The organism is Streptomyces sp. NBC_01707 (assembly GCF_041438805.1).
GTDB lineage: Bacteria > Actinomycetota > Actinomycetes > Streptomycetales > Streptomycetaceae > Streptomyces.
The window spans coordinates 2466965-2480690 of sequence record NZ_CP109190.1 but is presented as its reverse complement, the minus strand read 5'-3'; the positions used below and the strand labels follow the sequence as shown (position 1 = coordinate 2480690).

The following is a 13726-nucleotide window of genomic DNA, read 5'->3' as shown; positions in this document are numbered from 1 at the left end:
GAGCCCTTCCGCGCCTGCTGAGGCGTACTACTTCGTGAAGTAGAAGTACTTCCAGGCGCCGTAGGTGGTGGAGTTCACGTTGTCGCCGGACGAGCCGTTGATGTACGAGGCGCGCATGCGCATCCGGTAGCCGGTGTCGTGGGTACCGGTCAGTGTCACGACGGACTTGCCGTTGGTCCCGAGCTTGAAGTACTGCGAGCCCGCGTCGTACCACTTGCCCTGGTAGTAGACCTCCAGGTTCAGCCTGTGCGAGCGGTTCTTGTAGTACGTCATGGTCGTGGTGAACACGGGGTCGGTCTTCTTGTGGAAGTACGCGTACGACGTGGAGCCGATCTTCGCCGTCTTGTACTGCTTGGAGACGGAGGTCGAGACCTTCACCTTGGCGTAGGCGGTGGCCTTCACCGTCTTGGAGGCCGAACGGGCGTCACCGGCGAAGACCGCCGTGACCGTGGTGTCCCGGGTCATGTCGACCGTGGTCGACAAGTTGCCGCTGGAGTTGACCTTGCCGGTCCTGACCAGCTTGTTCGGCTTGTCCGAGCCGAACGGGTTCACCCACAGTTCGACGGTGCGGTTCTTGTACGTGGATCCGAGGTGCGCGGTGAACGAGACATCGGTGCCGTAGGAGTACAGCGCGCCGTTGTGGTTGAGGGTGAGGGAGGTGGAGGTGCGCGACACGGCGACCGTGTCCTTGCCCGACGCCGGTGCGTGGGTGGCGTCGCCACCGTACGTCGCGGTGTAGGTGACGTTGCCGCCGGCGGGCGGCACGTCCGTGAAGGAGAAGGTGCCGGAGGAGTTGACCGTCCTGGTACCGAGCGACTTGCCCTTGGGCGAGTCGATGTCGGTGCGGGTGATGGTGACCGTCGAACCGGACGGGAAGGACTTGCCGGAGGCCAGCTTGCCGGTGGCACTGAGCTTCTTGCCGCGGGTCGCCTTGGCCGGTGCGGAAACGCTCGCCTTGACCGGGTAGCGAGTGGCGTTGTCGAGCACACGCAGATAGGTGCCGCTGTTGCCGGACGCGATGGCGAACAGCTTGCTTCCATCAGGGGCCCAGGTGAGCCCCTGGCTGGCGATGGTGTCGCCGCCCGACGCGTTCAAGTCGTACGTATAGGTGCGGTACGGCGTCTCCGCGCCCGGCTTGAAGATGAAGATGTCCTTGTCGTACCAACTGAACGTGGACAGCGCGATCGTCCCGTCCGGTGCGATCGCGGCGGAGTTGGGGTTTCCCGCCTCGACCGGGTAGCCGCCGGTGCGGCTGAGGTCATCGGTATCGATCGCGGTCGCCGCGTAGGGCGATTCGCCGGAGGCGGCGACGATCTTCTTGGCGTCGGAGCTGAGCGCGAAGTCGTTCATGTAGTTCGCGGCTTCGGCCGGCATGCCCTGCTTGCGCAGCACGGGCGTTCCGGAAGACACGTCGTACACGGCGAGACCCGACCAGGTTCCGTGGACGCCGACCACGAGGGTGTTCCCGGCCGACTCCAACTCGGGGGCGTCGTAGAAGCCCAGGTCGGGCAGTTGGTCAAGAACCATCTCGGGAGTGCCCTGCGCGGGGTCGAACGATCCCAGGTGGTGCGACGGCTGTTGCCCGTACATGAACCAGACCCGGCCGCCGGCGACCGCCAGGGTCTGCGGGTCGGTGTTCTCCCCGGTCGAGTAGCGTGCGGCCGCGGTCGAGGTGGACGTCTCGATGGCCACGACGGCGTCCTCACCCGGGACGGCCGCGTAGACGGTACGGGAGTCGGGCGTGATCGCCAGGTCCCGTACCCCGGAGAGATCCGGGACGGTCGCCACGAGCTTGCCCGCGTAGTCGGTGACGACGACCTTGTTGCCGGTCGGGTCGCTGATGTACACGCGCTTGTGGACACCGTCCACGGCGATGTCGCCGTACGAGGCGATCGGCAGAGCCATGCTGGAGTCCGCCGCAGCAGGACCCACGGTGCCCGCGGCCAGGGCCGTCGAGCTGAAGAGGACCGCAAGCGCGGTCGACGCGGTGCGCATGCGCACGTTGATTCGTACCCCCACAGAGAAGCCCGGTGGACAGACCGGGTGATGAGTCGGGCCGCGCGACACCCGGATGCCGTCCTTGTGAAGACGACGTGAAGGGCGCGGCCGCAGGCGCAGCGTAAGCCATTGCAGTGACGGTTGGGGAGCGGGTTTTCCGGATCTTCCGCGTCCTTCCCGTCGTCCGCGTACTTCGCGTGCTGCGTGCCCGGCCTCGAAGTTCGCCTGCCGGCCTCGAAGAGCGTGTTCATGCACGCCGGAGGTGCCACACGCGCGAGCGCGGAGGACAGCCGGCGCAGGGTGGTGGCCGCCGGCCGGTGGGGTGGCATTCCTCCGGGAGGCCGTGATGCTGCTGGTGGTGGTCCCGCGGAACTGTCGAGCCCGTCACCGGTGTTCCAGCCGTGTCGCCAGTCCCTCCGGGAGAGCGTTCCGGTTCGCCCGGGTCACGGCGATGAGTTCGATGTCGGGGCGCTGTTTCAGGGCGTCGGTGAACGGGTCGCTGTGCGCATGAACGGTTGCGACCACGTCGACGTCGGCCTCGAAGAGGGACCGGACGGCCTCCCTGAACGGGGCCGAGGCCAACTCCATCCGCCCGAGCTCATCGATGAGCACGAGCTGTCCGGGGGCGAGATCCGCCGAAGCCGCCATCAGTGCCGGCAGCGCCAGCCGGTCCATGACGCCCGGGTCGACACCGTACCGCCCCACCTTCGGCGGCCCCGGGAAGCCGGCATGGGCGAGCACGGCACGGCGTCCCGCCGCCGTCTCCAGAGCGAAGCCGACCCGGGCGCCGCCTTGCCGGATCTCCTCCGTGGTGAAGCCGACGATGTCACGGCCGTGCAGAAGCGCGGCCAGCCGACGGACCGCGGTCGTCTTGCCGACCCCGGGGCGCCCCTCCAACAGGATCCTTGTCGCCATGTCGTACTCCGTTCCAGGCGTCGGTGGTACGGGAAACACCGCTACTTCATTCGCCTGTACGCCGTGTCCGAGCCGGTCCCACATCCGCGTCAGGACGGTGTACCCGGGTCGGCGTACCGCAGCAGTGCACCCACCCCCTCGTCCAGTTTCAGCTCGCTCTCGGCTACGACGACGAGTTCGGCACCGGTGCCCACGAGGGTCCGCACCAGGGCCTCGTCGGCGGGCTCCTCTCGTGGTGCCCGCACGCCGAAGGAGATCAACTCCTCCTCCGTCAGGGTGAGCAGGGTGGGTTGAGGGCCCGCCCAGAGCCGCTGGGAGCGACCGGGCAGGTGGTTGAGCAGCAACGCCGCGACCTGGCCGCGCTGGAGGGCGGCAACGGTGGCGGACAGCCCCTCCGTCGCGGCCCCGTGCAGTGCGTGCCGGCCGATGAAGATGTCGACGAGAGCCCGGTCGTGCGCGGCCATGCGGCCGTGGAAGACAGTGTTCAGCTGCGGCTCCAGGAGGGCGCGTCCGGTGTCCGACGCCGTGCTGCCCCCTACGCGTACGACCCTGTCCCGCAGGGCGTGCGGGAGGCGGCGGATCAGTACGTTGGACGCCCACTTGTCCCCACCCATGACGACCGCGTCGGCGTGGACGCGCCGCGCCCATTCGTCCAGTTGATGGCCCAGCCGGACCGCGGTGCGGTGCCAGGTCGCCACCGCGACCCTGAGGTGCAGCCGGTCACCCGGGGTGACGTTGGATGCCGGCCAGTTCCCGGCCTCCGCGTCCAGCGTCACCCAGCCGTGGGTCTCGGCGGTGGGCAGCCCGCCGTAGTGCACGGTCACGGCCAGGTAAGGGATCTCCGGGACGTGCTGGGTGACCAGGGGCATCGCGTCCGGCAGCGTGCTGTAGTGCGCGGAGTCGTGCGCGGGCGGTCTGGGCAGTTCCCCGTCCAGGACGAGCGTTCCGTGCGCGGCGAAGACGGCCTGCCCGTGCGTCCCCGGTACCTCCGTATCGGCACCCACCACCTCCTCCAGAACCTCGAGCAGTGCAGGGTCCACGCCCTGACGGGTCAGGCGGTCCCGCAGCCGTTGCCAGCGCAGCGCGATCGCCCGTTCCGGATGTTCTACGTCACGCGAGGTGTCCAGATACACGGAGACGAACGGGCCGGGCTCCGCGTACAGGGGCTCCAGGAACGACAGCTTCATTGCCACTCCTTGTCGACGGTCTCCCCACGTTCGATGATGCGCGCTCCTCCTGGGGTTTTTATCGAATGCCATTCGAGTCGCCTCGATCGCCGACGTTGCTGGACGACTCCAGGTGCCCATCATGTGAGACGTAACGTCTTGCATGATGGATTCGCTGCCATAGTTGTAACCCACATACAGCGGGGAGGACTGCTGTGCGCCGTTGGATGATGCTGGCTCTCGGGACCGCGGCGCAGACGGTCGCGTGCACCTTCCTCTACGGACTGCCCTACACCTCGGAGACGTTGAGACGGGACAACGGGCTGACGCTCGGCCACGTCGGACTGCTGATCGCCTGCCCGACCGTCGGCCTCGTGTTGACTCTCGTCGCCTGGGGAGCTCTGGCCGACCGTTTCGGTGAGCGGGGCGTCATCACCTCCGGTCTGGCCATGACGACCGTCCTCCTCGCCCTGGGGGTCGCGGTGAATGGTCTGGTACCCCTGGGCGTGCTCCTGGCGCTGGCGGGGGCGGCGAGCGCATCGGTCTCCGCGGCAAGCGGCCGACTCGTCGTCGGATGGTTCTCCGCCCGGGAGCGCGGGCTGGCCATGGGAATCCGGCAGACGTCGACCCCGCTGGGCATGGGCATCGCCGCTCTGGTCGTTCCCACGCTCGCCGCGCGCAGCGGCATGAAGGGGACCGTGTTGTTCTTCGCGGCGTTGTGCGGTGTCGTCGCCGTGCTCGTCGGCGCGCTGGCCTCGGATCCGCCTCGCACCGCGCAGTCCGCGGCGCAGGAGCCGGCCGCCAACCCTTACCGTGACTCCAGTCTGTGGCGCATCCATGCCTCCAGTGCGCTGCTGTGCGTTCCGCAGTTCGCGGCGAACGCCTTCGCGATGGTTTTCCTGATCGACGTCCGAGGCTGGAGCGCCGTGCACGCGGGCCAACTCCTGGTGGTGTCGCAGGTGCTGGGGGCTGCCTCGCGTGTGGTGGCGGGCCGTTGGTCCGACCGGGTCGGCAGCCGGGTGCGGCCGATGCGGCAGCTGTCCGTGTGCATCGCCGTCGTCATGGGCGCGACTGCGCTGGGTGCCCTCTGGCCCTCGCCGGTGACGGATCTCGCCATGATCGTCGCTTGCGGTATCACGGCAAGCACCAACGGCCTGGCGTTCACCGCCACCGCCGAGCTCGCGGGGCGTGCCTGGTCGGGACGCGCCATGGGCGTCCAGAACACCGGTCAGAACCTTGCCGCATCGCTGACACCGCCGCTGCTGGGCGGGCTGATCGGCTCGGCGGGCTATGCGTGGGGCTTCACGCTGGCCGCAGTCCTGGCCGGCGCGGCTTGCTTCTTGATCCCCACCCTCGAGAGCAGGGCGCTGTCGGACTCGCGCCAGGAAGTCGCGATCGGGCCGGCCGAGCTCGTGCAGGCCGCCCGGCGGAAGGGCAAGGGCGAGTCTTCCGATGCGGATCGGGTGCAGGGCGGTTAGCGCGGTCCGGACAACAAGGAAGCGCTGGGGGTGTGGCCTGCTGTCGGAGCGGGTGACGGCAATGGAACTCGCGCTCCGAGCCCGGAGCCGACCGGCACCCGGTCGCCGGACGCGTTCCGGACCCGGCGTGCGGGTCCTGCGAGTGGACGCGTCCACGGTTGGGCCGGAGAGCGTCGCCCACGCCGTCGTCGAGGCGATGGGATGCGTCGACGACAAGCCGCTCCTGGCCCGCGGATGCCGACCCGCTCGCGATGTCGCGATTGCGACATGTCTCACCTGCGACACCGATAATCGGGGACATCGCGCCCGCCGTCACCGGATTCTGTGCAGCAACCCATGAACAATGGCCGTGAAGTCATGGAAAGGTGCCGATCGGATGAGATGGATCCGCCTTGCTGCTGTCTCTGCAGGCCCCGGCTTCCGGCAGACCGTGGAGCACGCCTACATGCACGGAGGGTGGTCACGTCAGCCTGCCAGTGCCTGGCGGGTGCGCGGCCGTTGAACATGTCCGGGCGGCCGCCGCCGCGCCGGAGGGTTGTAGTACGGTATTCAACCGTTGGTCGGCTGGTACCAAGGAGAACACCGTGACACTGGAAGCCGCCGGAGTCAGCGATGCCGAGGAGTCCGCCTACCGGATTCTGGTGACGATGGGACGTGCTTCCGCGCACGACTTCGCGGTACGAGCCGGTCTCGACTCCAGGGACGCCGAACAGACACTCACGGCACTGACCGCCAAGGGACTGGCCAGCCACACCGATGCGGTACCGAGGCTCTACCGTGCAACGCCTCCCGACGTGGCCCTCATGCCCCGGCTCAAACAGCAGGCCGACGCCCTCGACCATGCCCGCGCCACGGCCACCGGACTGCTGGAGATCTACCGGGACACCATGCGCCGCAGCGACGCCGACCAGCTCATCGAGGTGATCACCGGGGCCGACGCACTGCGCCAGCACCTGCGCCGTATCCAGGCGGACACCCGCGACGAAATGCTCTGGTTCTGCAAGGCGCAGTACGTGGCCATGCCCTCGGGCAGCAACAGCGAGGAGTTCGACGCCCTGGCGCGTGGTGTGCGCTATCGCGTCCTCTACGAGAAGGCGTTCTTCGACGACGAAGGCGCCGTGGACAACGTCATCGAGGGGGTGCGGGCAGGTGAAGTCGCCCGCGCCGTCGCCCACTTGCCGCTGCGCCTCGCCGTGTCCGATCGTGCCATCGCGATCTGCCCCCTCGTGCCGGGAGGCCCGTACGGCAGCCCCGAGGAACCCACCACGGCCCTGGTACGCGACAGCAGCCTGCTGGCGGCGCTCGTCGCGCTCTTCGAGCGCTACTGGGACGACGCGGTCCCCCTGCACGTCGACGATTCAGGAACGGTCAGCGGCACCGACGGAGTGGTCGGCGCCGACCCCCTCTCGGCAACGGACCGTCGGCTGCTCTCCCTGCTCGTCGCAGGGGTCGCGGACAAGGCGATCGCCTCCCAGATGGGTCTGAGCCGACGCACGGTCCAACGCCACATACAGCAGCTGATGACGTTCGCCGACGCCGCAACACGCATGCAACTGGCATGGCAGGCGGCTCGCCGGGGCTGGGTGTAGCGGGGCGCGCCCGTACCGACGCTCGCTCAGGGACTGTCCTGAACCAACTTCGCGTAGGCCGAGTCACCCGCGGTGTGCTCAGCCTGTACCCCCGGGCCGCCGTGCATGCCGGTGCTCGCCTCCGCGGTCGGCTTCGGTGCACCCGTCACCTGCACCGATACCACCGCCGTCTCCGACAGGGAGCGTCCCCCTGCCATCGCGGTCGGTGGGGAGGAGGACGGTCCCGGTCGTGTCGGTGATGGGGCCGATGGCCTTGGTGCCCATGTGGAGCCTGACGTTCTGGTTCCCTGTGGGGACCCCGCCGTCGTCGACCGTCCCGAACGCGAAGGGACGGTCGTGCGTCGCGGCGGTGCCACGGGTGCCGGCCGCGGCTGTCACTCCTGCCGGGGGTGTTCCGGGTCGGGCCGAGAGGGCGATTGCGGCGGGGGTCAGGAGACCGGCGCCGACGGCGGCGACGATGCTCGTGGCGAGGGTGAGACGGCGGGCACGGCCGCGCACGGCGGTGGAGAACGGCATGCTGAGAACAACGCCCTTCCTGGAGGGGACGACTCGGACTGTCGGAAAATCGGTGGGGACGTGCAGCGCGCTCGGGCGATGCGTCGTCCGCCGCCGCGCCACGGTGATGGCAGCAAGACGCGGCCACCGCGCTCATGGACGGGTCCGTCCCGTTCCTCGCGCAGCGGCCGTGTACCAACGTATGGAGCCGCACCGTCACTGCGAGACGGCCGAGGGGGCACACCACACCCCGACGAAAGTCGGTCGCCACTCGCACGGCGCGGCGGACGAAGGCGCGCCGGCGAAGTCGGGCAGGAAGCAGGATGCCGTCCGGCGTCTGGGACTCTCCCCGGGGCGGTGTTCGGAGCCTCGGTCAGCGGCTTGTGGCAATCGGCTCGCTGCGTGGGGGTGTGTCAGTCCTGGCCCAGGTCCGCGTTGCGGGCGAGCAGCGCGGCCTGGACCCGGTTCTCCAGCGCCAGCTTGGCCAGGATTCGGCTGACGTGCATCTTGACGGTGCTCTCGCTGGCGAAGAGGTGCTTGGCGATGTCGGCGTTGGACATGCCCTGGGCGAGGAGGACCAGGACCTCCCGCTCGCGCGGTGTCAGCGAGGCCAGCCTCGTGCGCTCGTCCGAGCTGACGGAGTGCTGCACGCGGCGCACGGTGTCCAGGAGCTGCCGGGTCACCTCGGGGGAGAGCATCGCATCGCCGCCCGCCACGGTGTGCACCGCACGAACCAGTTCGGTGGGCGGGGTGTCCTTGAGAAGGAACCCCGCGGCGCCCGCCTGCACCGCCTCCGCCACGTACTCGTCCAGCCGGAACGTCGTCAGGATCACCACGGCCGGCGGGGCGGGGAGTGCCAGCAGGGCGCGGGTGGCGGCCAGACCGTCCATGTGCGGCATGCGGATGTCGACCAGGGCGACATCGCACGCGTGGGCGCGGGCGGCCTCGACGCCCTGGCGCCCGTCGCCGGCCTCGGCGGTGACCTCGATGTCCGGGTCGCTCTGCAGGATGGTCCGCAGCCCATGACGGACGTAGGGGTCGTCGTCCACGAGCAGCACCTTGATCACGTCGTCTCCGTTCCCTGGAGTCCTTGGTTTCCTGCCCGGCCGGCAGGGCCGTCGGCCACCTCGCCACCACCTCGCCGCAATGGTCCGCCTCAGCTCGAAGCGGGGCTCCCGGAGCGTGCTCGAGCGCGTTGATCACAGCCTCCCTGACGACCCGCTCGGCGGCACTCCGGACCACACGGGCAAGGTCGTCCGACCGGCCGTGGACGCTGCGCGTCCGGATGGTCCTCGTGTGTGGCGCGGTGGGCGTCCTGCCCGGGGCACTTCCCTGGCGAGGCCGACTCGGGACGGCCGTGCCGTGGGAGGGCTCGCCGGTCGGCGGCGGGTGCGACGTACTTTCGTCTGCCTTCGGAGCAGCCGAACGACCGATCCGCCGGGAAGGGCCCGGCTCCTACCGTGGAGAGCGGATGGGGGACGCACCACATGCCGGGGGCCGCTTATCAGGCGCAGCGGCGCGGTCACAGACCTTCGGACCGCTCCCTCGCCCGAAGATCACTGGAGTGTTCTTGATGCGTGTCCGACGCTTTGCCCACCTGTACCTCCCCGCCTGCAAGCGCTCCGTCGGCCAGGCCCGCCGCGCCCTGGCCGCTCTGGTGCCCGCAGGCGACGTCGCCGACAACGGGAAGCTGTTGGTCTCCGAAGCGGTGGCCAACGCCGTCGAGCACACCGACGGCGACCAGGTTCGGGTCCTCTTCGACCACGACGACGCCTCCGGCGAACTCGTCTGTGCCGTCCGCGACAGCAGCACCCACACCCCCGTTGCCACCGGTGCCGTCGGCATGGATGCCGAGCACGGCCGCGGCCTGCACCTCATCGACACACTCGCGGACGCCTGGGGCTACCTCCCCGACAGTCACGGGAAATGGGTCTGGTTCAGTCTCACCACCGCCGCGTGAACCCGACCGCGACAGCGACCACGGGCGGTTCGGAGCCTGCCGGGCCGGCATCGGGGTCGACACCACGAGGACTCGGCAGCGCGCCGCCTCGGTCGTGGCCCGCCGCTGTCGCTGGGGCCGGCGAGCCGCGCCTACGGCCTCCGGACGCCTGTACGGGGTGTTCCCGGAGTCCGGGTACGCGGGCACCGCACGGCGAGAGCCGCGATGTCGTCGTTGAGCCTTCCGCCGCTGTGGTGGAGCAGGGCCCGGTGAAGCCGGTCGAGCAGCTCGCGGGGCGGTGTCGGGCCTTGCCGTCGCATCCATTCCGGCAGGGGGAAGAAGGCGCCGGCGCGGTCCCGGGTCTCCGTTACGCCGTCGGTGTAGAGCAGCAGCTGGTCGCCCGGCGCGAAGGCGACGGTGTCGACGTAGTAGTGGTCCCCGATCAGTGTCGCGAGGTTGAGGGGCGGTGAGGGAGTGGTGGGCTCCAGGACGCGGATCTCGCCGAGGTGCACGATGAGCGGCGGGGGATGCCCGCAGTTGAGAAGCCTGACGTGGCCGCCGCCGTGCGGGATCTCGGCGATGAGAGCGGTGGCGAAGCGCTCCGGCAGGTCGTGGGCGGGGAACGTGGCGCTGTGGCGGGTGATGCTGGTGTCCAGGCGGTGGGTGATGCCCCTCAGGTCCGGCTCGTCGTATGCGGCCTCCCGGAAGCAGCTGATCACCGCCGAGGCCGCCCCCACCGCGGACAGGCCCTTGCCGCGTACGTCGCCGATGAGCAGTCGGACTCCGTACGGTGTGTCGGCCGCCTCGTAGAAGTCGCCGCCGATCCGGGCCTGCTCCTGGGCCGCCAGATACAGCGACTCGATCTCGATGTTCTTGATGCGGCGCGGCAGTGGGCGCAACAGCACCTTCTGGGCTGTGTCGGCGACGAGCCGGACCTGGAAGAGCGCCTCCTCCCGTTGGAGTCGGACATGGCTTGCGTATGCGGCCGCCAAGGTGACCGCGACGATCGCGGCCGCCGTGTAGGGCGTCCCCAGATCGGTGTACACGAGGCTGAGGCCGATCATGACCAGCAGGCAGAACGTCCCCAGCAGGATCGTGGGGAGCACGGGCCACATCGCGGCGGCCAGGGCGGGTGCGGCGGGCAGGAGGCGGCTGACGGCGATCTCCCGCGGTGTGGAGAACGCCAGGCAGGCGATGAGGACGGTAAGGATCACCGGTGCCAGCGGAGCAGCTTCCCGTCGGCCGCCGTAGGGGGGACGACGGCGCCGCAGCTGTCCGGGCATGATCACAAAACGCATCATATCGTGACGAAGCGCTCATCGACCTCGATGGTACGCAGGCGGTCGGTGGGCTCGGGCATTGCGCCGCAGGGCTATGAGGCACCCGTGGGGGAGGGGCGTCGGTCGTCGGCCACGCCCGCCCGGCTCATGGGCCGACGCGGGGCCGTGCCGTACTCCCGCGTTCGATCAGCCCGGGCAGCGGTACCTGCACGGTGCGGGCCGCGCCGCCGTCGAGCAGTGCGGTCAGCTCCCGTGCGGCGATCCGGCCGAACGCGACCGTGTCCCGGGACAGCGCGGTCAGCCAGGGGACCGTCAGCCGGCACAGCGCGGAGTCCTCCCACGACACGATCGAGACATCACCTGGAACGGAGCGGCCGAGTCCTGCGACGACCGTGGCCCCGGCCGCGGCCATCACATCGTTGTCGTAGATGATCGCGGTCGGCGGCGTGGACTGTTCCAGCACTCTGCGGGTGACGGCCGCACCCTCCGTGTCGGAGTAGTCCGTGGTCACCGAGTGGGCCTCGGCCAGCCCTCGCCGGTCGGCCTCGATGCGCAGGGAGCGGATGCGCCGGTCGGTGTGGGCGAGGGAAGGCAGCCCCGCGATGTGCACGATGCGCCGATGGCCCAGCTCGTGCAGGCGGCCGACGATCGCCGCCATGGCGCCCGCATCGTCCGCGCGTACCTGCGAGAGCCCCGGGTGGGGACCCGTGTCGCTGCCGGGCAGTGCGCCGATCACGACTCCCGGCAGCCCGAGTTCGTCGAGCAGGCCGGGGCGGGGGTCGTCCGTACGGGGATCGACGACGAGCACCCCGTCGACGCGGTGCTCCGCCCACCAGCGCCGGTATACGGCGCACTCGGCCTCCACATCCTCCACCACCTGGAAGAGCAGCCCCAGTTGACGCTCGGCCAGCACCTCCTGGATGCCGGAGATCAGCTGGAGGAAGAACGAGTCCACGCCCAGGCTCGCCGCCGGACGCGCCACCACCAGCCCCACGGTGGCCGACCCCTCGCCCGACAGTGCGCGGGCTGCGGTGCTCGGCCGCCAGCCCAACTGCTCGGCGACGCGCCGGATCCGGTCCCGGGTGATCTCCGAGACGCCGGGACGGTCGTTGAGCGCGAAGGAGACGGCGCTCTCCGACACTCCGGCGCGCTGGGCGATGTCCTTCATGGTCGGCCGCCGCGCGGGTGTGCGCCTGGCCGGCCGGGTCTCCTCGGCCGGCGCCCCCTTCGGTGTCACCCGGTGCCCCTCTTCCTGCGTTCCTGGGCGGCGCAGTGCTCGCTCGCCCCCGCTGCATCGTAAGCCTTACCGGCGCATTGGTCGACCGAAGTGGTCGGTGGACTAATGCGCTTGAGTGCCGAGCTCTAAAGCGCATTAGTTGAACTTCTCCAATAGCTTCGTATACCGCTCTGACCTGCGGATATATGGAAACTTGAGGCTAACTTCAAGCGAATGTATTGACTTTGCGCCGCGTGCATTGGAAGGTCTGCTGGGCGTACGCAGCCGGAGCGTCATCGACCCCGGCCCGCCGTCCGCACGCCTGGTCCGAGCAAAGGAGCCGTTCACCGTGCGTATCTCCCGCAGAGCAGTAGCCGCTGCCGCCGTACTCGCCACCGTCCTGCCGCTGAGCGCGTGCGGAGGAGGATCCGGCGACAGCTCGTCCGACGCCTCCGGCAAGGTCGAAGGGAAGATCACCTTCCAGACCTGGAACCTGCAGGCGAACTTCAAGGACTACTTCAACGGGGTGATCGCGGACTTCGAGAAGAAGTACCCCGGGACCGAGGTCAAGTGGGTCGACCGGCCGGCCGAGGGCTACGCGGACAAGATCAGCGCCGACGCGGCCGGCGGCACGTTGCCGGATGTCGTCAATGTCTCGCCCGACCTGGTCGCGCCCCTGGCCAAGGCCGGGCTCGCACTGGACCTCGACAAGGCGGCGGCGAAGTACCGCAAGGAGTACCTGCCCGGCGCCTGGCAGAGCCATCAAATACCGGGCATGGAAGGGACCTACGCCTTCCCCTGGTACCTCAACACCGGACCGCTCTTCTACAACAAGTCCCTCTTCAAGGACGCCGGACTCGACCCCGAGAAGCCGCCGACCACCTATGACGAACTCTTCGACGAAGGTCTGTCGCTGGCCACGAAGAGCAAGGGCAAGGTCGCCACGCTGGCCAACGTGCCCACCATCGAGGACTTCGGCCGCTACGGCGGACAGCTGATGAACAAGGAAGGCACGGGCTTCGCCTTCAACGACGCCAAGGGTGTCGAAATGCTCACCCGCTACAAGGAGCTGTACGACGCCAAGGCGCTCGACCCGCAGGCGCTGACCGCGACCCCCGAGTCGTCCGGCCACAAGTTCCTCACCGGGTCCGTGGCGATGAACCCGGGCAGCGCACTGGATCTGGAGAACTTCAAGAAGCAGGCCCCGAGTCTCTACAAGAACATCGGGATCACCGACCAGATCAGCAGCACCGGCAAGGCCAACATGTACGTCATGGGCGTCATGGTGAACGCGCAGACGAAGCAGAAGCCGGCAGCCGTGGCCTTCGCCCACTACGTGACCGACGCGACGCGGCAGATGGACTTCGCGAAGCAGGTCGCCATCTTCCCGAGTACCGCCGGATCCCTCGACGACCCGTACTTCACCGAGGAGGACGGCACCGACGTGACCCGGGTCCGGATCGCCGCCGCCAAGTCCCTGAAGACGGCGGTAAATTACACGCCGGTGCTCTTCAGTGACCAGATGAAGACCGAGCTGCGCAACCAGGTGGCCAAGGCGCTGCAGGGCAAGCAGAGCCCCAAGGAAGCTCTTGACAACGCTGTCAAGGCCTGCGACCGGCTGCTGCAGCAGAGCTGAGCCCCCGGTGAAGA

11 protein-coding genes are annotated in these 13726 nt (G+C 69.2%); 4 read left to right on the top strand and 7 right to left on the bottom strand.

Annotation, left to right across the window (positions count from 1 at the left end; genetic code table 11):
- Window positions 1–27: 27 nt before the first annotated feature.
- The 3 genes from OG963_RS11140 to OG963_RS11130 all read right to left on the bottom strand — a co-directional run bounded on the left by OG963_RS11140 (window position 28) and on the right by OG963_RS11130 (window position 4100).
- The gene (locus OG963_RS11140; protein WP_093775952.1) at window positions 28–1995 is read right to left on the bottom strand and encodes a hypothetical protein; all 1968 of its coding nucleotides are present in this window, start codon (window positions 1993–1995) and stop codon (window positions 28–30) included.
- Between the two features lie 387 nt (window positions 1996–2382).
- Window positions 2383–2913, bottom strand: coding sequence for a nucleoside-triphosphatase (locus OG963_RS11135; RefSeq protein ID WP_093775954.1), 531 nt, complete (start codon window positions 2911–2913; stop codon window positions 2383–2385).
- Between the two features lie 89 nt (window positions 2914–3002).
- Complete coding sequence (locus tag OG963_RS11130) at window positions 3003–4100, bottom strand: hypothetical protein (RefSeq protein WP_093775956.1); 1098 nt, start codon at window positions 4098–4100, stop codon at window positions 3003–3005.
- 194 nt (window positions 4101–4294) lie between these two features.
- On the opposite strand from OG963_RS11130, the gene OG963_RS11125 reads away from it, so the two are divergent.
- Both OG963_RS11125 and OG963_RS11120 read left to right on the top strand, forming a co-directional pair.
- Entirely contained in the window at window positions 4295–5557 is a 1263-nt protein-coding gene (locus OG963_RS11125; RefSeq protein ID WP_256223626.1) for an MFS transporter, read from the top strand.
- Window positions 5558–6141: 584 nt separating this feature from the next.
- Window positions 6142–7146 (top strand): helix-turn-helix domain-containing protein, encoded by a 1005-nt coding sequence (locus tag OG963_RS11120; protein ID WP_093775961.1) that lies wholly within the window; start codon window positions 6142–6144, stop codon window positions 7144–7146.
- A gap of 78 nt (window positions 7147–7224) precedes the next feature.
- On the opposite strand, the gene OG963_RS11115 is transcribed toward OG963_RS11120, so the two are convergent.
- On the bottom strand, window positions 7225–7662 hold the full coding sequence (locus tag OG963_RS11115) for a hypothetical protein (RefSeq protein WP_093775963.1): 438 nt from the start codon (window positions 7660–7662) through the stop codon (window positions 7225–7227).
- 392 nt (window positions 7663–8054) lie between these two features.
- Window positions 8055–8708, bottom strand: coding sequence for a response regulator transcription factor (locus tag OG963_RS11110; protein ID WP_093775965.1), 654 nt, complete (start codon window positions 8706–8708; stop codon window positions 8055–8057).
- Window positions 8709–9214: 506 nt separating this feature from the next.
- Between OG963_RS11110 and OG963_RS11105 the strand changes: the two genes are divergently transcribed.
- A complete protein-coding gene (locus OG963_RS11105; RefSeq protein WP_176902262.1) occupies window positions 9215–9601 on the top strand; it encodes an ATP-binding protein in 387 nt (128 codons plus the stop codon).
- A gap of 131 nt (window positions 9602–9732) precedes the next feature.
- On the opposite strand, the gene OG963_RS11100 is transcribed toward OG963_RS11105, so the two are convergent.
- Both OG963_RS11100 and OG963_RS11095 read right to left on the bottom strand, forming a co-directional pair.
- On the bottom strand, window positions 9733–10863 hold the full coding sequence (locus tag OG963_RS11100; protein ID WP_371800282.1) for a PP2C family protein-serine/threonine phosphatase: 1131 nt from the start codon (window positions 10861–10863) through the stop codon (window positions 9733–9735).
- 142 nt (window positions 10864–11005) lie between these two features.
- Window positions 11006–12028 (bottom strand): LacI family DNA-binding transcriptional regulator, encoded by a 1023-nt coding sequence (locus OG963_RS11095; RefSeq protein ID WP_093776208.1) that lies wholly within the window; start codon window positions 12026–12028, stop codon window positions 11006–11008.
- 397 nt (window positions 12029–12425) lie between these two features.
- On the opposite strand from OG963_RS11095, the gene OG963_RS11090 reads away from it, so the two are divergent.
- A complete protein-coding gene (locus OG963_RS11090) occupies window positions 12426–13712 on the top strand; it encodes a sugar ABC transporter substrate-binding protein (RefSeq protein ID WP_093776210.1) in 1287 nt (428 codons plus the stop codon).
- Window positions 13713–13726 lie beyond the last annotated feature (14 nt).

Excerpts from the sequence above, each read along its gene's own strand:
- OG963_RS11140 (WP_093775952.1), bottom strand. The coding sequence starts at position 1,995 with ATGCGCACCGCGTCGACCGCGCTTGCGGTCCTCTTCAGCTCGACGGCC.
- OG963_RS11135 (WP_093775954.1), bottom strand. The coding sequence starts at position 2,913 with ATGGCGACAAGGATCCTGTTGGAGGGGCGCCCCGGGGTCGGCAAGACG.
- OG963_RS11130 (WP_093775956.1), bottom strand. The coding sequence starts at position 4,100 with ATGAAGCTGTCGTTCCTGGAGCCCCTGTACGCGGAGCCCGGCCCGTTC.
- OG963_RS11115 (WP_093775963.1), bottom strand. The coding sequence starts at position 7,662 with ATGCCGTTCTCCACCGCCGTGCGCGGCCGTGCCCGCCGTCTCACCCTC.
- OG963_RS11105 (WP_176902262.1), top strand. The coding sequence starts at position 9,215 with ATGCGTGTCCGACGCTTTGCCCACCTGTACCTCCCCGCCTGCAAGCGC.
- OG963_RS11100 (WP_371800282.1), bottom strand. The coding sequence starts at position 10,863 with ATGCCCGGACAGCTGCGGCGCCGTCGTCCCCCCTACGGCGGCCGACGG.
- OG963_RS11095 (WP_093776208.1), bottom strand. The coding sequence starts at position 12,028 with ATGAAGGACATCGCCCAGCGCGCCGGAGTGTCGGAGAGCGCCGTCTCC.